Below are 22,140 nucleotides of genomic sequence, written 5' to 3'. Positions count from 1 at the left end.
GCGGAACGCGGAGCGTCCCTGGCGGTATTCCCACGCGGAGCGTGGGAACGGTCAGTTACCGGGTGTTCAGACCTGCGCCTGAGCCCCTTCAAACCACGCCAGTTTCTCGCGCAGTTGCACCACTTCCCCAACGATCACCAGCGTCGGCGCATGCACTTCATGCTCCGCCACCAGGCGTGGAAGATCGGCCAACGTACCGGTAAACACCCGCTGATTGACCGTGGTGCCCTGCTGGATCAACGCCGCCGGGGTATCTGCGCCGCGACCGTGCTTGATCAATTGCTCGCAGATGATCGGCAAGCCCACCAGGCCCATGTAAAACACCAGGGTTTGCGCCGGGGCGACCAGGTCGGCCCACGGCAAATCGGTGGAACCGTCCTTCAGGTGCCCGGTGACGAACCGCACCGACTGCGCGTAATCGCGGTGAGTCAGCGGAATCCCGGCATACGCCGCGCAACCACTGGCTGCGGTAATACCCGGCACGACCTGGAACGGAATGCCATGGGCCGCCAGTTCTTCGATCTCTTCACCGCCACGGCCGAAGATGAACGGATCGCCGCCCTTCAACCGCACCACACGTTTGCCAGCCTTGGCCAGATCCACCAACTGCTTATTGATCTGATCCTGCGGTACGGCGTGATCGGCACGACGTTTACCGACATAAACACGCTCGGCATCACGACGGCACAGATCCAGGATCGCCGGCGCCACCAAGCGGTCGTACAACACCACATCGGCTTGCTGCATCAGGCGCAAGGCGCGGAAAGTCAGCAGGTCCGGATCACCGGGGCCTGCGCCGACCAAATACACCTCGCCGGTTTTTGTCGGCGGCTCACCCGCGATTTTCGCCAGCAGCAAGCGCTCGGCTTCAGCGCCCTGCCCGGCCAGTTGCCGGTCAGCAATCGGGCCCTGGAACACATCCTCCCAGAACGACCGACGCTGCTGCACATCCGGAAGCAGGTTTTTGACCTGCGTGCGAAAACGCGCCGCCAGACCGGCCAGTTGACCGTAGGTGGAAGGAATCCAGGTTTCGATTTTGGCCCGGATCAGCCGCGCCAGCACCGGCGCATCGCCGCCGCTGGAGATGGCAACGATCAGCGGCGAACGGTCGACAATCGCCGGAAAGATCACGCTGCACAGGGCCGGCGCATCCACCACGTTGACCGGCACGCAGCGCCGATGGGCATCGGCGGACACTTGCGCGTTCAGCGGTTGATCGTCGGTGGCGGCAATGATCAGCCCGCAACCGTCCAGGTCCGCTTCGACGTAGCCACGCGACAGGCACTCGCCACCGCTACCGACCACCAATTCACGCAGTTGCGCTTCGATTTCAGGTGCGACCACCCGCAGCAGCGCACCGGCTTCGGCCAGCAGGCGGGATTTGCGCAAGGCAATTTCCCCGCCGCCGACGACCAACACACGACTGCCGCGCATGTTATGAAACAGCGGCAGATAATCCATTTAGCCGATGACCTCGAGGCCACCCATGTACGGCTTCAATACCTCAGGCACACGGATCGAACCGTCGGCCTGCTGGTAGTTTTCCAGCACGGCCACCAGAGTACGACCGACCGCCAGGCCGGAACCGTTCAGGGTGTGCACCAGTTCAGGCTTGCCGGTTTCCGGGTTGCGGAAACGTGCTTGCATCCGACGGGCCTGGAAATCGCCGCAGTTGGAGCACGACGAAATCTCGCGGTACTTGTCCTGGCTCGGGATCCACACTTCCAGGTCGTAAGTCTTCACGGCGCTGAAGCCCATGTCGCCGGTGCACAGCGCCAGGGTGCGGTAAGGCAGCTCCAGCAATTGCAGGACTTTCTCGGCGTTGGCGGTCAGGCCTTCCAGCGCCTCCATCGAGGTCGATGGCTCAACGATCTGGACCATTTCAACTTTGTCGAACTGGTGCTGGCGAATCATGCCGCGAGTGTCACGGCCCGACGCGCCGGCTTCGCTGCGGAAGCACGGGGTGTGGGCGACGAACTTGATTGGCAGCAGTTTCGAATCGACGATTTCACCGGCAACGATGTTGGTCAGCGACACTTCGGCGGTCGGGATCAGGTACAGATCGGCTTCGCCTTCGCGGGTGATCTTGAACAGGTCTTCTTCGAACTTCGGCAATTGACCGGTGCCTTGCAGGGCCGGAGCTTGTACCAAGTAAGGCGTGTAAGCCTCTTCGTAACCGTGTTCGCTGGTGTGCAGGTTGATCATGAACTGCGCCAGGGCACGGTGCAGACGCGCAATCGGGCCGCGCAGCAGAGCGAAACGCGCGCCGGACAGCTTGGCGGCGGTTTCAAAGTCCAACCAGCCGAACTTCTCGCCCAGGGCCACGTGGTCCTGAATCGGGAAATCGAACGCAGTCGGGGTGCCCCAGCGGCGCACTTCGACGTTGCCGTCTTCATCGGCGCCAATCGGTACGGATTCGTGGGGCAGGTTCGGGATGCCAAGCAGGATCGAATCCAGGTCGGTCTGGATCTGGTCCAGTTCAACCTTGCCGGCGCTCAATTCGTTCGCCATGCGCTCGACGTCAGCCATCAACGGCGCGATGTCTTCGCCGCGCTGCTTGGCCTGGCCGATGGATTTGGAACGCGCATTACGTTCAGCCTGCAGTGCTTCGGTGCGGGTCTGGACGGTCTTGCGCTGTTCTTCCAGCGCTTCGATGCGCGCAACATCCAGTACAAAGCCACGGGATGCCAGGCGGTCCGCTACGTCCTGAAGGTTGCTACGTAACAGTTTGGAATCGAGCATGTCGGTCTCTCGTTATCAAAGTTTGGTCAAGGACAGGCCAGCCCAGGTGGCGAGCAGCCCGCCGAATACGCTGATCGCAGCATAGCCCAGGGCCAGCGGCACTTGCCCGCTTTCGAGCAGGCGCACCGTATCCAGTGAAAAGGATGAAAAAGTCGTCAGCCCCCCGAGGAAGCCGACCATCAACCCGGCGCGCACCTCGATCGGCACCTCCGGGCGTATCAAAAACAGACCGTATAAAACGCCGATCAGCAAACAGCCGACGATATTAACGGCCAGCGTCGCGGTATAGAAGTGCCGCGGCCAATTAGCGTTGATCCAGTTACCGGTAGCAAAGCGCAACAGCGTGCCGGCGATCCCGCCGATGGAAACTGCAACGATCAAGGGAAGCACTATTTTCTCCGCTGCCGGGGGCTCAGACGATCAAGTTGGGCGAGGTGGTTGAGCTTCTCGCCGATTTTCAACTCCAGGCCTCGCGGCACCGGCTGATAGAACGGTTGTGGCTCGAGCTCTTCCGGGAAGTAGTCTTCGCCAGCAGCGTAAGCATCCGGCTCATCATGGGCATAACGGTATTCATCGCCATAACCCAATTGCTTCATCAGCTTGGTCGGTGCGTTACGCAGGTGCAGCGGTACTTCGAGCGAACCGTGTTCGGTGGCGCTGCGCATCGCGGCTTTGAAGCCCATGTACACCGCGTTGCTTTTCGGCGCGCAGGCCAGGTAGGTGATGGCCTGGGCCACCGCCAATTCGCCTTCGGGGCTGCCGAGCCGTTCCTGCACTTCCCACGCTGCGAGGCACAAGCTGAGGGCGCGGGGGTCGGCGTTGCCGATGTCTTCGCTGGCCATGCGCACCACGCGCCGGGCCAGGTACAGCGGATCGCAACCGCCATCGATCATGCGCGCAAACCAGTACAGCGCGCCGTCGGGGTTGGAACCGCGCACCGATTTATGCAGTGCGGAAATCTGGTCGTAGAACGCTTCGCCGCCCTTGTCGAAACGCCGACGGGTGTCGCCGAGCAAACTTTGCAGCAGATCGATGCCGATCTCGCTGTCGTCTTCGGCCAGGTCCGAGGCGTTTTCCAACAGGTTGAGCAAACGTCGGCCATCACCATCGGCGGCGGACAGCAGCATCTGGAAGCCTTCATCGCTGAGGGTCAGTTGCCGCTTGCCCAGGCCCCGCTCTTCAGTCAGCGCGCGATGCACCAGTTTGCGCAGGGCCGCTTCATCGAGGCTTTTGAGCACGTAGACGCGCGCCCGGGAGAGCAAGGCGTTGTTGAGTTCGAAGGATGGGTTTTCGGTGGTCGCGCCGATGAAAATCAGCGTGCCGTCTTCAACGTACGGCAGGAAGGCATCCTGCTGGGATTTGTTGAAGCGGTGCACTTCATCGACGAACAGAATGGTCCGTCGACCGTACTGCCCGGCCTGCTGCTTGGCGATTTCCACCGCCTGACGGATTTCCTTCACCCCAGCCAGTACCGCCGACACCGTTTCGAAATGCGCATCCGAGACTTCCGCCAACAGCCGCGCCAAGGTGGTTTTACCCACCCCCGGCGGGCCCCAGAAGATCATCGAATGCAGGGCACCCTGCTCCAGGGCTTCGCGCAAAGGCTTGCCGCGAGCGAGCAGGTGTTCCTGACCGACGTACTCATCCAGATTGGCCGCACGCAAGCGGGCGGCCAAGGGTTGAGCAATCGGGGCACTGCGAAACAGGTCCATCACGTACGGTTGAAACCTCTTATTCCTGGATCACATCGGCACCCTTCGGGATGTCGAACTTGAACTTGGACGCCGGGATCGGCTCATTGGCCTTCACGCCGGTGAACAAGAGGTTGGTGCGCTGGCCGACGCTGTCGATCATTTGCATGTCATTGACCAGGCCGTTGCGGAACGACAGGCGCAGGCTGTCGAACAGGGTGTCCTTGCTTTTCGGCTTCAGGGTGAAGTCGATCACGCCGCCAGCTTCCTTGGCGCTGATGTCGAAGCTCTCTTTGATCTTGGACACGTCACCGGACAGCAACAGGGCCGGGGTCTGGCTCAGGCGCAGGTCGAGGGTCTTGATGGTGGCCTGCTGCAAGTCCGGGTCCCACAGGGTTACTTTCTTGCCATCAGAGATCACGACTTGCTCCGCCGGCGCATCGGTGTGCCAGTAGAACAGGCCTGGACGCTGCAGCGACATTTCACCCGCAGTTTCCTGCAACTGGGTGCCGCCACCATCGAGGGTCAGCTGCGAGAACCGCGCGGTCAGGGTCTTGGATGTTTCCAGCAATTGGGTCAGGCGCGCCACGTCCTTGTCGTCGGCGTGGGCGGAAAGTGTGGTCAAAGCCAGTACCGGCAGCAACAGCATGCGGATAAGACGCATGGGAGTCCTCTTGAATATTCGTGGGGTTCGGGTGGCGCGTCACTGCACCACCCTTTTTACTTCAACTCAGTCGCGTACCGGGCCTGGGGCCAGAACTTCACGCGAACCGTTGGTGTTCATGGACGTCACGACCCCAGCCATTTCCATGGCTTCGATCATGCGCGCGGCGCGGTTGTAGCCGATTTTCAGCTTGCGCTGGACCGCCGAGATGGACGCACGACGGCTTTCCAGCACGAACTGCACGGCTTCGTCGTAGAGCGCGTCGGATTCGCTGTCTTCATCGCCACCACCACTGCCGCCGTCGAAACCGCTACCGGCCTCTTCAACACCGGCGAGGATGTCATCGTTGTATTCCGGTGCGCCACGCAGCTTCCAGGCTTCAACCACCCGGTGCACCTCGTCATCGGACACGAACGCGCCGTGAACCCGAATAGGCAGGCTGGTGCCCGGCGGCATGTAGAGCATGTCACCGTGGCCCAGCAGTTGCTCGGCGCCGCCCTGGTCGATGATGGTCCGGGAATCGATCTTGCTCGACACCTGGAACGCCATGCGGGTCGGAATGTTGGCCTTGATCAGGCCGGTGATCACGTCAACCGAAGGACGCTGGGTCGCGAGGATCAAGTGGATACCGGCGGCACGGGCCTTCTGGGCGATACGGGCAATCAGTTCTTCAACCTTCTTGCCGACGATCATCATCATGTCGGCGAATTCGTCGACGACCACGACGATGGTCGGCAGCTTGGTCAGCAACGGTGCTTCATCGTGAATGCTTTCGCGCTTGTACAAAGGATCGGTCAACGGCGTACCGGCGTCCTGGGCTTCCTTGACCTTGGCGTTGAAGCCCGACAGGTTACGCACGCCCATCTTCGCCATCAGTTTGTAGCGACGCTCCATCTCCGCCACGCTCCAGCGCAGAGCATTGGCCGCGTCCTTCATGTCGGTGACCACTGGGCAGAGCAGATGCGGAATGCCTTCGTAGATCGACAGTTCAAGCATCTTCGGGTCGATCATGATCAGCTTGGCGTCTTCCGGGCCAGACTTGAACAGGATCGACAGGATCATCGCGTTCACACCCACCGACTTACCGGAACCGGTTGTACCGGCCACCAGCAAGTGCGGCATTTTCGCCAGGTCGGTGATGACCGGCTTGCCACCGATGTCGTGGCCCAGGGCCAGGGTCACCGGGGACTTGAAGTTATCGTATTCCGGGGTCGACAGCACTTCGGAGAAGCGCACGATCTGGCGGTCTTCGTTAGGAATCTCGATACCGACGGTGGTCTTGCCCGGAATCACTTCCACCACCCGCACGCTGGTCACGGCCAGGGAACGTGCCAGGTCTTTCGCCAGGTTGGAAATTCGGCTGACCTTGACGCCTGCGGCCGGCTGGATTTCGTAACGGGTAATGACCGGGCCGGGGTGAATCGAATCCACCGAGACTTCGACGCCGAATTCCTTGAGCTTGATTTCCAGCAAGTGGCCGACGGCTGCCAGCGACTCCGGGGAATAATTGAGTTGTTTCTTTTCGGCCGGGTCGAGGATCGAGATCGGCGGCAAGGTGCCTTCGACGGCGCTGTCGACGAACAACGGCGCCTGCTTCTCTTTTTCCACGCGCTTGCTCGGCGCTGCCGGTTTCGGCGGCGCTGGCGCAATCACTGGCGGCACCTGCTTCTCGCGGTCCGACATGTGCTTGCTCAGGGCCTGCTCGCGCTCGATCAGGCGTTCCTTGACCTTGGCCTGCTCGCGCTTGTCGGTGACCGTCGGGGCGACCACGTCATGCACGCGATCATCGACTTCACGCAACTGCGCGACCAGCTGTTTGCGCTCGACCCGTGCTGCCCACCAGCGATTGGCGGCGCCCTGGATCAGTTCGAGCAGGTCGAGGGTAATTTTGCCGGTGACGTCCATCACCTTGAACCACGACAGGTCGGTGAACACCGTCAGGCCGAACAGGAACAAGGCGATAAACAGCAGCGTGCTGCCCTGAATGTTCAGGGCATTGCGGGCCAGGTCGCCGAGGCTTTCGCCCAACGCGCCGCCAGCGCCGGCCGGCAGACCGGTCGCCGCATGGAAATGGATATGGGCCAGGGCCGCGCCCGACAGCACCAGGAACACCAGGCCGATCAGGCGCCAGGAGAACAGCCAGCCGCTCCACTGCCATGGTTCGTGGCGTTGGCGGAAGATCTGATAGGCCTTGATCGCCAGCAATAACGGGAAGATGTAGGCGAAGTAACCCAGCACCATGAACAGGATATCGGCGCTGTAGGAGCCGGCCGGCCCGCCGAAGTTCTGCACATCGTCGATCTTGCTGTTGTGGCTCCAGCCCGGATCGTCCTTGCCATAGGTCAGCAAGGCCATCATCAGGAACAGGCACAAGGCGCCGATGGCGATCAACGCACCTTCCTTGAGTCGGTAGTGCAGATGCTGGCGCCAGAGCGGAACGACGGCTGGTTTGGGTGCTGCGGTGGATTTCTTCAAAACGCTACTTTTCCTGCGCCTATGGCGCGTCCATCTGTTGAATGACTATAAAAACTGCCCAATCCAGGCAGGTAAAAAAGTTAACTGGTGCAACTGGGACTACTTTTAACACTGCACCCCGGTGTTTCAAAACAGGGCAGGCACTGCTTTTTTAATACAAGCGCTGTTACAAGCAGGCATTGTACGGGTTTGTTCGCCCGATGCCATGCTTGCGGCCCTTGGGTGTAGCATAGCCAAAAGCACATGACACACGGTTCAATTTGAGCACGCATTCTCTTTTGTGACAAAGGCTTATGAGGTGTTTTTATGAGCGAAGCCAAGCATTCACGCCTGATCATTCTGGGTTCCGGCCCTGCGGGTTACAGCGCCGCCGTTTATGCCGCTCGCGCCAACCTCAAACCCGTGGTCATTACCGGGATACAGGCAGGTGGCCAGCTCACCACCACCGTCGAAGTCGACAACTGGCCCGGCGACGTCGAAGGCCTCACCGGCCCGGCGCTGATGGAACGCATGCAAAAACACGCCGAGCGCTTTGACACAGAGATCGTTTACGACCACATCCACACCGCCAAGTTGCAGCAGCGCCCTTTCGAACTCATCGGCGACAGCGGCATGTACACCTGCGACGCCCTGATTATCGCCACCGGCGCCTCGGCGCAGTACCTGGGCCTGCCCTCGGAAGAAGCCTTTGCCGGCAAAGGGGTTTCGGCCTGCGCGACGTGCGACGGTTTCTTCTATCGCAATCAGGTGGTCGCCGTGGTCGGCGGCGGCAACACCGCGGTTGAAGAAGCGCTGTACCTGTCGAACATCGCCAAGGAAGTCCATCTGGTGCATCGGCGCGACAAGCTGCGCTCGGAGAAAATCCTCCAGGACAAGCTGTTCGAGAAAGCTACCAACGGCAATATTCGCCTGCACTGGAACCAGAACCTCGATGAAGTGCTGGGCGATGCCAGCGGCGTGACCGGCGCCCGCCTGCGCGACAGCCATTCCGGCGAGACGAGCGAATTACCGCTGGCCGGCGTGTTCATCGCCATCGGTCACAAGCCCAACACCGATCTGTTCCAGGGCCAACTGGCCATGCGTGACGGCTATCTGCTGGTCAAGGGCGGCAACGAAGGCGATGCCACCGCCACTGAGATACCAGGTGTGTTCGCGGCCGGTGACGTGGCCGATCACGTTTACCGCCAGGCCGTCACCTCCGCCGGTGCTGGTTGCATGGCTGCGCTGGACGCCGAGAAATATCTCGACGATATTCCAACCGTTTGACGTTCCAATTCACGGCGGACCGACAAACCCGCCACTGCCCTCCCCTTCTGCAAGCCCGGATGCCATGCTGACTTGGTTACAACGCAACACCCTGACTTTTCCGCCCCTGGAAAAAGCCATGCGCGATCCCAACGGGTTGTTGGCAGCAGGCGGTGACCTGTCCGCCGACCGACTGATCCAGGCCTATCGCCACGGTTGCTTTCCCTGGTTCTCCGAAGGCCAGCCGATTCTCTGGTGGTCGCCGGATCCGCGTACGGTTTTGTTTCCCGACGAACTGCACGTGTCCCGCAGCCTGAGCAAACTGCTGCGCCAACAGCGTTATCAAGTGACCTTCGATCAGGATTTTGCCGCAGTCATCGGCGCCTGCGCCGCACCACGGGAATACGCTGACGGCACCTGGATCACCGAAGCCATGCAGGACGCCTATCTGGAGCTGCACCGGCGTGGCTATGCGCATTCGGTCGAGGTCTGGGACCAGGGCGAGCTGGTCGGCGGCCTGTACGGCCTGGCCATGGGGCAGCTGTTCTTCGGCGAATCAATGTTCAGCCGCGCCGACAACGCTTCCAAATATGGCTTTGCCACATTGGTGCGACATCTGAAAGACTCGGGTTTTGTGCTGATCGATTGCCAGATGCCGACTGACCATTTGCATAGCCTTGGCGCTCGGGCGATCCCTCGCAGAGAGTTCGCCGGTTACCTGGCGCGACATTTGGATCAACCCAGCCATGGCACCTGGGTTTGCTGAGCGACTTTTGCGCGCGTGGCTTACACTTAATGCAAACGCTTATCCCGAGGGTTGATCATGACCGAGTTGGCGCGCTTGAAGTTTTATGCCACTCAGCCCCACTCTTGCAGTTATCTGCCCGAGGAGCAGGCCACCACCCTGTTTCTCGATCCTAGCCAGCCCATGGATGTGCATGTCTACGCAGACCTGTCGGAAATGGGTTTTCGTCGCAGCGGCGATCATCTCTACCGGCCCCATTGCCAGAATTGCAATGCGTGCGTACCGGCGCGCATTCCCGTGGCGCAGTTTTCGCCCAACCGTCAGCAAAAGCGTATTTTCAAGCGTAACGCCGATGTGCAGGTGCGCCCGGCCCGGCCGAAATTCAGCGAAGAGTATTTCGATCTCTATCAGCGCTACATCGAACAGCGTCATGCCGATGGCGACATGTACCCGCCGAGTCGCGATCAGTTTTCGACGTTCCTGGTGCGTGACCTGCCGTTTTCCCGATTCTACGAATTTCGTCTCGACGGCCGGCTGGTGGCCGTGGCGGTAACCGACTTGCTGCCCAACGGCCTGTCGGCGGTCTACACCTTCTACGAGCCCGCCGAGGACCATCGCAGCCTCGGGCGCTACGCCATCCTCTGGCAAATCGCCGAGGCCCAGCGGTTGGGACTGGAAGCGGTTTACCTCGGCTACTGGATAAAAAACTGCAAAAAGATGAACTACAAGACCCAGTATCGCCCCATCGAACTGCTGATTAATCAGCGCTGGGTTGTCTTGAACTAAGGCAATCCGTAAACCGCTTGGCGTAAACCCCATTTTTCGGGCACAATGCACGCCGCTTTTGCCTGGCGCAGTTGCACCGGGCCATTCATTGGATACCGAGGGCTTTACTGCATGTCGAAAGAAGACAGCTTCGAAATGGAAGGCACTGTCGTCGACACCCTGCCCAACACCATGTTTCGTGTGGAGTTGGAAAATGGGCACGTCGTAACCGCGCATATTTCCGGCAAGATGCGCAAGAACTACATTCGTATTCTTACCGGCGACAAAGTGCGCGTCGAGCTGACGCCCTATGACTTGAGCAAAGGGCGCATCACTTACCGCGCTCGTTAATCAAGTCAATACAAAACGCCCGGTTATGCCGGGCGTTTTTGTGTGCGCGGGATTTACCATCCGCCGCGATTGATCGTTCCCACGCTCTGCGTGGGAACGATCACACCAGACAGCAAAAAGGCGCCTTTCGGCGCCTTTTGCTTTGTTACGATTAACGTCAGGCCATTTCTGCCGTGGTCTCGAACTCGAAGGTCAGCTCGCCGTCCTTCAGGTCGATGTGAACCACACCACCATGGTCGGCCAGTTCGCCAAAGAGGATCTCTTCGGCCAGTGGACGCTTGATCTTGTCCTGGATCAAACGCGCCATTGGTCGAGCGCCCATGGCCGAGTCGTAGCCACCCGCCGCCAGCCAGCTGCGCGCGGCGTCGGTCACTTCCAGCTGCACGCGCTTGTCTTCCAGCTGCGCCTGAAGCTCGGTAAGGAACTTGTCCACCACGCTTTTGATGACCTCATGACTGAGGCGACCAAACTGGATAATGGTGTCCAGACGGTTGCGGAACTCGGGCGTGAAGCTCTTCTTGATCACTTCCATCGCATCGGACGAGTGGTCCTGATGGGTGAAACCGATCGAAGCGCGGGCTGCGGTTTCGGCACCGGCGTTGGTCGTCATGATGACGATCACGTTACGGAAGTCCGCCTTGCGCCCGTTGTTATCGGTCAGCGTACCGTGGTCCATGACCTGCAGCAGCAGGTTGAAGACTTCCGGATGCGCCTTCTCGATTTCATCGAGCAACAGCACGCAGTGAGGCTGCTTGGTGATGGCTTCGGTCAGCAGACCGCCCTGATCGAACCCGACGTAGCCTGGAGGCGCACCGATCAGACGCGATACGGTGTGGCGCTCCATGTACTCGGACATGTCGAAACGAACCAGCTCGATGCCCAACGCCTTCGCCAACTGACGCGCCGCTTCGGTTTTACCGACACCGGTAGGACCGGCGAACAGGAACGAACCGACAGGCTTGTCAGGCGACTTGAGGCCGGCACGGGACAGTTTGATCGCAGTCGACAACGAGTCGATTGCGGCATCCTGGCCAAATACCGTCAGCTTCAGGTCGCGCTCAAGGTTACGCAGCAGCTCCTTGTCGGAACTGGTGACGTGCTTAGGCGGAATCCGCGCGATTTTCGCCACGATGTCCTCGACCTGAGGCACTTCGATGCGTTTCACGCGTTTCTCGATCGGTTGCAGGCGCTGGTAGGCACCCGCCTCGTCGATAACGTCGATGGCCTTGTCCGGCATGTGCCGGTCATTGATGTAGCGTGAGGCCAGCTCAGCCGCCGCACGCAACGCTTCATCGCTGTACTCGATGCCGTGGTGGGTCTCGAAACGCCCTTTCAGGCCGCGCAGGATGCTGATGGTGTCTTCGACCGAAGGCTCGGACACATCGACCTTCTGGAAGCGCCGTGCCAGGGCACGATCCTTCTCGAAGATTCCGCGGAACTCCTGGAACGTGGTCGAGCCGATGCAGCGGATATCGCCGGACGACAGCAATGGCTTGAGCAGGTTCGAGGCATCCATGACGCCACCGGACGCGGCACCCGCACCAATGATGGTGTGGATTTCGTCGATGAACAGGATCGCCTGCGGACGTTTTTTCAGTTCATTGAGCAACGCCTTGAAGCGCTTCTCGAAATCACCACGGTATTTGGTCCCGGCCAGCAAGGCGCCGAGGTCAAGGGAGTAAACGACACTATTGGCCAACAGGTCCGGCACCTGGTTGTCGACAATGCGCTTGGCCAGGCCTTCGGCAATCGCGGTTTTACCCACGCCCGCCTCGCCCACCAGCAGCGGATTGTTTTTGCGACGACGCGCCAGGATCTGCGCGACACGCTCGACTTCCATCTCACGGCCTACCAGCGGATCGATGCGACCCTGGCGCGCGAGTTCGTTGAGGTTGCTGGCATAAGCATCCAGAGGATTGCCTGAAGAAGAAGACTCACCGCCCTCGTCGTCCTGCATATCTTGCTCACCTTCAGAGTGATCGCCGTGCCCCGGTACTTTGGAAATGCCATGGGCGATGTAGTTGACGACATCAATGCGTGCAACGCTCTGCTGTTTCAGCAGGAACACTGCCTGGCTTTCTTGCTCACTGAAGATGGCGACCAGCACGTTAGCGCCAGTCACTTCGCGTTTGCCCGAGCTCTGTACGTGAAAGACAGCACGCTGCAGAACACGCTGGAAGCCCAGGGTGGGTTGGGTCTCGCGATCCTCGTCATGCACGGGGATCAGCGGCGTGGTGGAGTCGATGAACTCCTGCAGGTCATGCTTGAGTTTGTCGAGGTTTGCGCCGCAGGCACGCAAAACGGTGGCGGCAGCCTCATTGTCCAATAGGGCCAACAGGAGATGTTCGACGGTCATGAATTCATGACGTTTCGAACGAGCCTCCTTGAAGGCTAAATTGAGGGTGACTTCGAGCTCGCGGTTTAACATAGCTTCACCTCATACCCAAGTGGTCGGCGATTAACCGTCCTTCTCGATTTCACAGAGTAGCGGATGCTGGCTTTCCCTGGCGTACTGGTTGACCTGCATGGCCTTCGTCTCGGCGATGTCGCGGGTAAACACTCCACATACTGCCCGTCCTTCTGTGTGGACGGCCAGCATGACCTTGGTCGCCAGCTCGCGATTCAGGTTAAAAAACACCTCGAGCACTTCGACGACGAAATCCATCGGTGTGTAGTCATCATTAAACAAAACCACCTTGTACATCGGCGGCGCCTGTAAAGCAGGCTTGGCCTCCTGAACAGCAATGCCTGCGGAATCGTCGTCGTGTTCCTCCGGGCGATCCTTTTGGAGAGTCGGGCGATCCTGATTGAATGTTAGTCGAATCTGGCTGATTGCATGCATGGAAAGAAAGGTTCGTCAGTTGTGCAAATACAGTGGTGGGGGCGGCTATCAACGATTTCAACTCCGACTGCCCGGTCACCTTGACTATCGGGAAAACGGTGTTACAACCAATAGAGCCCACAGTGGGTAAAAAAGGTCCGCGGAGTCAATCTTATTTGTGAGATCCGACTGCGGATGTACTGGATGATACTCCAGTGATGGAGTCTGTTGCAGAGGGATATGAGCATGGCAGTCGGCAAGGTCAAGTGGTTCAACAATGCCAAGGGGTTCGGCTTCATCAACACCGACGCCCGTGAAGGCAAGGACGAGGACGGCAAATTTATCGACTTTTTTGCCCACTATTCGGCCATCGAAATGGACGGATACAAGACCCTCAAGGCCGGGCAAGCCGTCAACTTCGATATCGTCCAGGGCCCCAAAGGCCTGCACGCGGTGAAGATTACGTCTGCAGCTGTTGAGACCGCACCGGCCACGCCCACTGCTCAATCAGAAACGGTTTCGAGCTGACGAAACCGGTCATCCAGTTATTAAAAAACCGCCCGAAGGCGGTTTTTTTAATGCTGGCTCGCTTCTTACATATGCGAGATCAGCGCATCACCAAACGCCGAAGAAGACAGCAGTTTCGCGCCTTCCATCAAGCGGTGGAAGTCATAGGTGACGGTCTTGGCGGAAATCGCGCCGTTGGTGCCCTTGATGATCAGGTCAGCCGCTTCGGTCCAGCCCATGTGACGCAGCATCATCTCGGCGGACAGAATCAAGGAACCCGGATTGACCTGGTCCTTGCCGGCGTATTTCGGCGCAGTCCCGTGGGTCGCTTCAAACATGGCGATGGTGTCGGACAGGTTGGCACCCGGCGCGATACCGATACCGCCCACTTCGGCCGCCAGGGCGTCGGAGAGGTAGTCGCCGTTCAGGTTAAGGGTCGCGATCACATCGTACTCGGCCGGACGCAGCAGGATCTGCTGGAGCATGGCGTCGGCGATGGCATCCTTGACGATGACGTTCTTGCCGGTTTTCGGGTTCTTGAACTGCATCCACGGACCGCCGTCGAGCAGGGTCGCGCCGAACTCTTCAGCCGCCACTTCGTAGGCCCATTCCTTGAAGGCACCTTCGGTGAACTTCATGATGTTGCCTTTGTGCACGATGGTCAGCGAATCGCGATCGTTGTCGACCACATACTGCAGAGCCTTGCGTGCCAGACGCTTGGTGCCTTGCAGCGAAACCGGCTTGATGCCGATACCGCAGTTTTCGTCGAAACGGATCTTGGTAACGCCCATTTCATCTTTAAGGAACTTGATGACCTTGGTCGCTTCCGGCGAACCGGCCTTCCACTCGATGCCGGCGTAGATGTCTTCCGAGTTCTCACGGAAGATCGTCATGTCGACGTCGCCTGGCTTCTTGACCGGGCTCGGCACGCCTTCGAACCAGCGCACCGGGCGCAGGCAGACGTAAAGATCGAGTTGTTGACGCAGGGCCACGTTCAGCGAACGGATGCCGCCGCCGACCGGGGTGGTCAGAGGGCCCTTGATGGAAACCACGTAATCCTTGACTGCGTCCAGGGTTTCCTGAGGTAGCCAGGTGTCCTGGTCGTAAACCTGAGTCGCTTTTTCCCCGGCGTAGACTTCCATCCAGGAAATTTTGCGCTCGCCGCCGTAAGCCTTCTTAACAGCAGCATCGACAACCTTGATCATGACCGGGCTGATATCAACGCCAATACCATCGCCTTCGATGAAGGGGATGATCGGGTTGTTAGGAACATTGAGAGAATGGTCCGCGTTGACGGTGATTTTGTCGCCGACTGCTGGAACCTGAATCTTCTTGTATCCCATGCTGAACTCCATTGTTTGGATTGAACATCTGGCTTCGTTCGAGCGTACCCCAGTTAAATCGGCGCGCAAACCCTATGTTCCACCCATCTGCCGCAAAGCTGTGCAGTTCGCGATCTACAAGCCTGAAAGCAAAGGGAAAAGCGCCAAACTCAAGCACGGTGCAAGACTCTACGCCGCCCACTGCCCTGCGACCTTTAGACCAATGGACGAGAATCGTTGCATATGAACCATCGGCAGATTGCCAGCTACCTATGTATAATGCCGCCGCTGACCGAAGGGTCACAAAGGCCAAGCTCTCTATTACGAGACTTTCAGCCAGATTGAAGCCGGGCTGTTACCGCAGCCCACCCGCTTGACGCTCGACTGATGCACCCAACATCACCGCGAAGAAACCTCGACATTCGGCTCATGGATGACTTTGAACGAACGCGCTTACCCGGCGCCCCTCGAGTTTTCTGCGCACGCTTTAGCAAAGAAGAGAGTTAATCCGAATATGCCCACCCGCTCGAAGATCATCTATACCTTCACCGACGAAGCCCCAGCCCTCGCCACCTATTCACTGTTGCCTATCGTAGAGGCCTTCACCGCCTCCGCTGATATCGCCGTGGAAACCCGCGATATCTCTCTTGCAGGGCGCATCCTGGCCAGCTTCCCCGAGCAATTGGGTGACAAAGCCGTAGCCGACCACCTCGCCGAACTGGGCGACCTGGCCGTTACGCCTGAAGCCAACATCATCAAGCTGCCGAACATCAGCGCCTCGGTTCCTCAGTTGCAAGCAGCCATCAAAGAGCTGCAAGCCCAGGGCTTCGCGCTGCCGGACTACCCGGAAACCGTGACCACTGACGCCGACAAAGAAGCCAAGTCGCGTTACGACAAGATCAAGGGCAGCGCCGTGAACCCGGTCCTGCGCGAAGGCAACTCCGATCGCCGCGCCCCGCTGTCGGTCAAGAACTACGCACGCAAGCACCCGCACAAAATGGGCGCCTGGGCTGCGGACTCCAAGTCCCACGTCGCGCACATGAGCACCGGCGATTTCTACGGCAGCGAAAAAGCTGCCCTGATCGACGCCGCTGACGCCGTTAAAATCGAACTGATCGCCCAAGACGGCACCACCACCGTCCTGAAAGCAAAGACCACCGTGCAAGCCGGTGAGATCCTCGATTGCGCGGTACTGAGCAAAAACGCCCTGCGCAGCTTCATCGCTGCCGAGATCGAAGACGCCAAAGCCAAAGGCGTGCTGCTGTCGGTTCACTTGAAAGCCACCATGATGAAGGTCTCCGACCCGATCATGTTCGGCCAGATCGTTGCCGAGTTCTATAAAGACGCACTGGCCAAGCACGCTGACGTGCTGGCGCAGATCGGCTTCAACCTGAACAACGGCATCGGCGACCTGTACGCTCGCATCAAGGCTTTGCCGGCCGAGCAACAAGCGCAGATCGAAGCGGACATCCAGGCGGTCTACGCCGTTCGTCCGTCGTTGGCCATGGTCAACTCCGACAAAGGCATCACCAACCTGCACGTGCCGAGCGACGTTATCGTCGACGCCTCGATGCCGGCGATGATCCGTGACTCCGGCAAGATGTGGGGCACTGACGGTCAGTTGCACGACACCAAGGCTGTGATCCCGGATCGCTGCTACGCCACCATCTACCAAGCGGTCATCGAAGACTGCAAGGTCAACGGCGCTTTCGATCCAACCACCATGGGCAGCGTGCCAAACGTTGGCCTGATGGCGAAGAAAGCCGAAGAGTACGGCTCCCACGACAAGACCTTCCAGATCAAGAGCAACGGCGTGGTTCGGGTTTCCGATGGCGCAGGTCGCACCCTGCTGGAACAGAACGTTGAAGCCGGCGACATCTTCCGCATGTGCCAGACCAAAGACGCGCCGATCCAGGACTGGGTCAAACTGGCCGTCAACCGTGCTCGCGCAAGCGCCACGCCAGCGATCTTCTGGCTGGACCCGATGCGCGCCCACGACGGCGTAGTGATCGAGAAAGTTCAGGCTTACCTGAAGGATCACGACACGTCCGGCCTGGATATCCGCATCATGTCGCCTGTCGACGCGATGAAGTTCACCCTGGACCGCACTCGCGAAGGCAAGGACACCATCTCGGTGACCGGCAACGTACTGCGCGACTACCTGACCGACCTGTTCCCGATCATGGAACTGGGTACCAGCGCCAAGATGCTGTCGATCGTGCCGCTGATGAATGGCGGTGGTCTGTTCGAAACCGGCGCCGGCGGTTCGGCACCGAAGCACGTTCAGCAGTTGCTGGAAGAAAACTTCCTGCGCTGGGATTCCCTGGGCGAATTCCTGGCCCTGGCCGCCTCCCTTGAGCATCTGGGTGTTACTTACAACAACCCTAAAGCGCTGGTTCTGGCCAAGACCCTGGACCAGGCCACCGGCCAGTTCCTGGACAACAACAAATCGCCATCGCGTAAAGTCGGCAACATCGACAACCGCGGCAGCCACTTCTACCTGGCGCTGTACTGGGCTCAAGCCCTGGCCGCCCAGAGCGAAGATACTGCACTGCAAGCGCAGTTTGGCCAGTTGGCAAAAACCCTGACCGAGAACGAAGCAACCATCGTTGCCGAGCTCAACGCCGTTCAGGGCAAGCCAGTGGACATCGGCGGTTACTACCACGCCAATGCCGAGCTGATCAGCAAGGCCATGCGCCCGAGCAACACCTTCAACGCGGCGATTGCTGCGTTGGTTTAAGGTTGTAAGGATGCAAAGAAGCCCCGGCCTTGCGCCGGGGTTTCTGTTTGTGCCATGCGCACTCTCGTAGCAGCTGCCGAGCCTGCGAGGCTGCGTTCGGCGGCGAAGCCGTCGTAGAATCAGGCCCTGCGGTGTTTCAGACTGACCGCGAGCATAGGGTTTACGACTGCTTCGCAGCCGAACGCAGCCTCGCAGGTTCGGCAGCTGCTACAGACCACACGAGGTATTTTCATGACCTGGCTACCCCACATCACCGTCGCCACCATCGTCGAAGACAATGGCCGCTTCCTGATGGTCGAAGAATCCAAGGGCGGACGAGCGGTGCTCAATCAGCCCGCCGGTCATCTCGACCCGGATGAAACCCTGATCGAAGCCGCCGTGCGCGAAACCCTCGAGGAGACCGGCTGGGACGTCGAGCCGACCGGCGTGGTGGGGATTTACCTCTACACCGCCCCGAGCAACGGCGTGACCTATCAACGGGTCTGCTTCATCGCCAAGGCAATCAAACACCACCCCGGCTATCAACTGGACGACGGCATCCTCGGCGCCAAATGGCTGACCCGTGGCGAACTCATGGAACAGCGCGCAAACTGGCGCAGTGAGCTGATCATCCGCTGCATCGATGATTATCTGGACGGTAAACACTTCGGTCTCGAACTGATCCGCCCTTCTCTTTAGCCTTGCGGGCTTCGGCCTGTTAGAATCGCGTCCTTTTTCAAGACACACATTGAATCCCTATGCGTGATCCAGCCCCTTCTGACATACAAAAGAAGCGCGTCATTGTCGGCATGTCCGGCGGCGTGGACTCTTCCGTTTCCGCTCTCCTGCTGATCGAGCAGGGTTATGAGGTGGAAGGCCTGTTCATGAAGAACTGGGAAGAAGACGATGGAACGGAATATTGCACCGCCATGGATGACTTGGCGGATGCGCAGGCCGTGTGCGACAAAATTGGCATCAAGTTGCACACCGCCAACTTCGCCGCCGAGTACTGGGACAACGTGTTCGAGCACTTCCTGGCCGAATACAAGGCCGGTCGCACGCCGAACCCGGACATCCTGTGCAACCGCGAGATCAAGTTCAAGGCCTTCCTCGACTACGCGATGATGCTCGGTGCCGACCTGATCGCCACCGGCCACTACGTGCGTCGTCGCGACGTCGATGGTCGTACCGAACTGCTCAAGGGCCTGGACCCGAACAAGGACCAGAGCTACTTCCTGCACGCCGTCGGCGGTGAACAGATCGCCAAGACCCTGTTCCCGGTCGGCGAGCTGGAAAAGCCCGAAGTGCGCGCGATTGCCGAGAAACACGAACTGGCGACCGCGAAGAAAAAGGATTCCACCGGGATCTGCTTTATCGGCGAGCGCCGCTTCAGCGACTTCCTCAAGCAATACCTGCCAGCGCAACCGGGCGAGATCAAGACCACCGAAGGCGAAGTCATTGGCCGTCACCACGGCTTGATGTACCACACCATCGGCCAGCGCCAGGGCCTGGGCATCGGCGGTTTGAAAGACGCCAGTGACGAGCCGTGGTACGTGCTGATCAAGGATCTGGTCAACAACGAGCTGATCGTTGGCCAGGGCAATGACCACCCTTACCTGTTCTCCCGCGCCCTGCTCGCTTCGGACATCTATTGGGTCAACCCGATTGACCTGAGCCAGCCGCGCCGCTTGACCGCCAAGGTCCGTTATCGCCAAGGCGACCAGCCGTGCACGCTGGAGAAAACCGCCACCGGCTACCGCGCTACCTTCGATGACCCGCAACGCGCGGTCACCCCAGGCCAATCCGTGGTGTTTTATGACGGTGAAATCTGCCTCGGCGGCGGCGTGATCGAAATCGCCGAGCCATGGACCAGCAAAGGCACTGCTCAAGGCGAGCCACAATGAGCCCGACTCAGGAGCAACTGACGGCACTGGGCGGCGTGTTTCTCGCCGCGGTGCTGGTGGACAAGATTGCCAAGAGCGGCCAGACCAGCGAAGCCGGCCTGACCTGCATGCTCGGCAGCCTGCTGATCCGCGATCCCAAGGACACCCTGGAAGTCTACGGCGGCGACGACATCAACCTGCGCGAAGGCTATCGCGCATTGATCGGCGCCCTGGAACGCGATCCGAGCACTTTGCAGCGCGAACCGTTGCGTTATGCCCTGGCGATGCTGGGTCTGGAACGGCAACTGGCCAAGCGCGACGACATGCTCGACGTGATCGGCAAGCGCCTGCCGCAGATTCAGTCCCAGGTCGAGCACTTTGGCCCGGCCCACGAAAACGTGATCGCCGCTTGCGGTGCGCTATATCAGGACACCCTGAGCACCCTGCGCCAACGGATTCAGGTCCACGGCGACATGCGCAACCTGCAGCAACCGAGCAACGCTTCGAAGATCCGCGCGCTGCTGCTGGCCGGGATTCGTTCGGCGCGGCTGTGGCGGCAGTTGGGCGGTCATCGCTGGCAGTTGGTGATCAGTCGTCGCAAATTGCTGAAAGAGCTTTACCCGCTGATGCGCAGCAGCTGAACCGCGCCCGCAACACTGTTTTAGATCTGTAACGCGTAATACGCCGGTCAGTTGGCAACGGACCGGCGGATTTTTTCATGTATGATACGCGCCCCATTTCGTTGCCCGACTGTCCGAGAACACCCCATGCAGCTTTCTTCGCTCACTGCGGTTTCCCCTGTTGACGGCCGCTACGCCGGCAAAACCCAGGCCCTGCGCCCAATTTTCAGCGAATACGGCCTTATCCGTGCTCGCGTTCTGGTTGAAGTGCGCTGGCTCCAGCGCCTGGCCGCTCACCCAGGCATCAGCGAAGTGCCGGCGTTCTCCGCCGAAGCCAACGCGGTGCTCAACACCCTGGCGGACAACTTCGCTCTGGAGCACGCCGAGCGTGTCAAAGAGATCGAGCGCACCACCAACCACGACGTCAAAGCCATTGAGTACCTGCTCAAAGAGCAGGCGGCCAAGCTGCCGGAGCTGGCCAAGGTCAGCGAGTTCATCCACTTTGCCTGCACCAGCGAGGACATCAACAACCTGTCCCACGCCCTGATGCTGCGTGAAGGCCGTGATGATGTGATGCTGCCGCTGATGCGCCAGACTGCCGAAGCTATTCGTGAACTGGCGATCCGTTTCGCTGACGTGCCAATGCTGTCGCGCACCCACGGTCAACCGGCCTCCCCGACCACCCTAGGCAAAGAGCTGGCGAACGTGGTTTACCGTCTGGAGCGTCAAATCGCCCAGGTCGCTGCCGTGCCGCTGCTGGGCAAGATCAACGGTGCCGTCGGCAACTACAACGCGCACATCTCTGCCTACCCGGAAATCGACTGGGAAGAAAACGCCCGCGCCTTCATCGAAGACGAACTGGGCCTGGGCTTCAACCCGTACACCACGCAGATCGAACCGCACGACTACATTGCCGAGCTGTTCGACGCGATCGCGCGTTTCAACACCATCCTGATCGACTTCGACCGTGACATCTGGGGCTACATCTCCCTGGGTTATTTCAAGCAGCGCACCATCGCTGGCGAAATCGGCTCGTCGACCATGCCGCACAAGGTCAACCCGATCGACTTCGAAAACTCCGAAGGCAACCTGGGCATCGCCAACGCATTGTTCCAGCACCTGGCGAGCAAACTGCCGATCTCCCGCTGGCAGCGCGACCTGACCGACTCCACCGTTCTGCGTAACCTCGGTGTCGGCTTTGCCCACAGCGTGATCGCGTACGAAGCCAGCCTCAAAGGCATCAGCAAGCTTGAGCTCAACGCGCAGAAGATCGCTGCTGACCTCGACGCGTGCTGGGAAGTGTTGGCCGAGCCAATCCAGACCGTGATGCGCCGCTACAACATCGAAAACCCGTACGAAAAGCTGAAAGAGTTGACCCGTGGCAAGGGCATCAGCCCTGAAGCACTGCAAACTTTCATCGACGGCCTGGACATGCCAGCCGCGGCCAAGGCCGAGCTGAAATTGCTCACCCCGGCGAACTACATCGGCAACGCTGTAGAGCAAGCCAAACGCATCTGATCGATCGCTTGACCCTTTTGAGACGCCCGGCAGCGCCGGGCGTTTTTATTCCCGTCTGAAAAGTGCATTTTT

At 59.7% G+C, this 22,140-nt stretch carries 19 protein-coding genes; 10 read left to right on the top strand and 9 right to left on the bottom strand.

The genetic code is table 11. The annotated features are described in order from the left end of the window. Positions 1 to 66 precede the first annotated feature (66 nt). From cysG to ftsK, 6 genes are all read right to left on the bottom strand, one after another. Positions 67 to 1,461, bottom strand: coding sequence for a siroheme synthase CysG (cysG, locus tag HKK53_RS31885; RefSeq protein WP_169374044.1), 1,395 nt, complete (start codon positions 1,459 to 1,461; stop codon positions 67 to 69). Further along, on the bottom strand, positions 1,462 to 2,742 hold the full coding sequence (gene serS / locus HKK53_RS31880) for a serine--tRNA ligase (RefSeq protein WP_169374043.1): 1,281 nt from the start codon (positions 2,740 to 2,742) through the stop codon (positions 1,462 to 1,464). 15 nt (positions 2,743 to 2,757) lie between these two features. Continuing rightward, positions 2,758 to 3,132 (bottom strand): fluoride efflux transporter CrcB, encoded by a 375-nt coding sequence (crcB, locus tag HKK53_RS31875; protein ID WP_169374042.1) that lies wholly within the window; start codon positions 3,130 to 3,132, stop codon positions 2,758 to 2,760. Continuing rightward, positions 3,132 to 4,454 carry a replication-associated recombination protein A gene (locus tag HKK53_RS31870; protein WP_169374323.1) on the bottom strand — a complete coding sequence of 441 codons (1,323 nt, stop codon included), beginning with the start codon at positions 4,452 to 4,454 and terminating at the stop codon, positions 3,132 to 3,134. Before HKK53_RS31870 ends, crcB begins: the two co-directional genes overlap by 1 nt. 19 nt (positions 4,455 to 4,473) lie before the next feature. Then, a complete protein-coding gene (lolA, locus tag HKK53_RS31865; protein WP_169374041.1) occupies positions 4,474 to 5,097 on the bottom strand; it encodes an outer membrane lipoprotein chaperone LolA in 624 nt (207 codons plus the stop codon). A 66-nt stretch (positions 5,098 to 5,163) separates the two neighbouring features. Then, on the bottom strand, positions 5,164 to 7,572 hold the full coding sequence (gene ftsK / locus HKK53_RS31860; RefSeq protein ID WP_169374040.1) for a DNA translocase FtsK: 2,409 nt from the start codon (positions 7,570 to 7,572) through the stop codon (positions 5,164 to 5,166). Between the two features lie 306 nt (positions 7,573 to 7,878). Here ftsK and trxB point away from each other — a divergent pair, with 306 nt between their 5' ends. The 4 genes from trxB (at position 7,879) to infA (ending at position 10,678) form a co-directional block, all read left to right on the top strand. After that, positions 7,879 to 8,838 carry a thioredoxin-disulfide reductase gene (gene trxB, locus HKK53_RS31855; protein WP_169374039.1) on the top strand — a complete coding sequence of 320 codons (960 nt, stop codon included), beginning with the start codon at positions 7,879 to 7,881 and terminating at the stop codon, positions 8,836 to 8,838. Between the two features lie 64 nt (positions 8,839 to 8,902). Continuing rightward, positions 8,903 to 9,583, top strand: a complete 681-nt coding sequence (gene aat, locus HKK53_RS31850; RefSeq protein ID WP_169374038.1) for a leucyl/phenylalanyl-tRNA--protein transferase — start codon at positions 8,903 to 8,905, stop codon at positions 9,581 to 9,583. A 57-nt stretch (positions 9,584 to 9,640) separates the two neighbouring features. Beyond that, a complete protein-coding gene (locus HKK53_RS31845; RefSeq protein ID WP_169374037.1) occupies positions 9,641 to 10,348 on the top strand; it encodes an arginyltransferase in 708 nt (235 codons plus the stop codon). A 111-nt stretch (positions 10,349 to 10,459) separates the two neighbouring features. After that, positions 10,460 to 10,678: a translation initiation factor IF-1 gene (gene infA / locus HKK53_RS31840; RefSeq protein WP_002553999.1), complete on the top strand. Its 219-nt coding sequence runs from the start codon at positions 10,460 to 10,462 to the stop codon at positions 10,676 to 10,678. A gap of 157 nt (positions 10,679 to 10,835) precedes the next feature. Here infA and clpA read toward each other — a convergent pair whose 3' ends face one another. Together clpA and clpS are read right to left on the bottom strand one after the other, a co-directional pair. Continuing rightward, positions 10,836 to 13,106: an ATP-dependent Clp protease ATP-binding subunit ClpA gene (gene clpA, locus HKK53_RS31835; protein WP_054053653.1), complete on the bottom strand. Its 2,271-nt coding sequence runs from the start codon at positions 13,104 to 13,106 to the stop codon at positions 10,836 to 10,838. Positions 13,107 to 13,136: 30 nt separating this feature from the next. Further along, a complete protein-coding gene (gene clpS, locus HKK53_RS31830; RefSeq protein WP_020799529.1) occupies positions 13,137 to 13,520 on the bottom strand; it encodes an ATP-dependent Clp protease adapter ClpS in 384 nt (127 codons plus the stop codon). Between the two features lie 225 nt (positions 13,521 to 13,745). Here clpS and HKK53_RS31825 point away from each other — a divergent pair, with 225 nt between their 5' ends. Continuing rightward, entirely contained in the window at positions 13,746 to 14,027 is a 282-nt protein-coding gene (locus HKK53_RS31825; protein WP_169374036.1) for a cold shock domain-containing protein, read from the top strand. Positions 14,028 to 14,092: 65 nt separating this feature from the next. Here the strand turns inward: HKK53_RS31825 and icd are convergent, their stop codons facing one another. Next, positions 14,093 to 15,349 carry an NADP-dependent isocitrate dehydrogenase gene (icd, locus tag HKK53_RS31820; RefSeq protein ID WP_010458895.1) on the bottom strand — a complete coding sequence of 419 codons (1,257 nt, stop codon included), beginning with the start codon at positions 15,347 to 15,349 and terminating at the stop codon, positions 14,093 to 14,095. A gap of 493 nt (positions 15,350 to 15,842) precedes the next feature. Here icd and HKK53_RS31815 point away from each other — a divergent pair, with 493 nt between their 5' ends. The 5 genes from HKK53_RS31815 (at position 15,843) to purB (ending at position 22,068) form a co-directional block, all read left to right on the top strand. Then, positions 15,843 to 18,068: an NADP-dependent isocitrate dehydrogenase gene (locus HKK53_RS31815; RefSeq protein ID WP_169374035.1), complete on the top strand. Its 2,226-nt coding sequence runs from the start codon at positions 15,843 to 15,845 to the stop codon at positions 18,066 to 18,068. Positions 18,069 to 18,299: 231 nt separating this feature from the next. Next, positions 18,300 to 18,746, top strand: coding sequence for an NUDIX hydrolase (locus HKK53_RS31810; RefSeq protein WP_169374034.1), 447 nt, complete (start codon positions 18,300 to 18,302; stop codon positions 18,744 to 18,746). Positions 18,747 to 18,805: 59 nt separating this feature from the next. Then, positions 18,806 to 19,951 (top strand): tRNA 2-thiouridine(34) synthase MnmA, encoded by a 1,146-nt coding sequence (gene mnmA / locus HKK53_RS31805; protein ID WP_169374033.1) that lies wholly within the window; start codon positions 18,806 to 18,808, stop codon positions 19,949 to 19,951. Next, positions 19,948 to 20,571 carry a high frequency lysogenization protein HflD gene (gene hflD / locus HKK53_RS31800; RefSeq protein WP_169374032.1) on the top strand — a complete coding sequence of 208 codons (624 nt, stop codon included), beginning with the start codon at positions 19,948 to 19,950 and terminating at the stop codon, positions 20,569 to 20,571. The genes mnmA and hflD overlap by 4 nt, the downstream gene beginning before the upstream one ends. A gap of 126 nt (positions 20,572 to 20,697) precedes the next feature. Then, entirely contained in the window at positions 20,698 to 22,068 is a 1,371-nt protein-coding gene (gene purB / locus HKK53_RS31795) for an adenylosuccinate lyase (RefSeq protein WP_054614119.1), read from the top strand. Positions 22,069 to 22,140 lie beyond the last annotated feature (72 nt).

Origin of the sequence: Pseudomonas sp. ADAK7, from assembly GCF_012935675.1 — a bacterium.
Taxonomy (GTDB): Bacteria; Pseudomonadota; Gammaproteobacteria; order Pseudomonadales; family Pseudomonadaceae; genus Aquipseudomonas.
The sequence above is the reverse complement of the archived record's forward strand: the minus strand, read 5'-3'. Positions and strand labels throughout refer to the sequence as shown.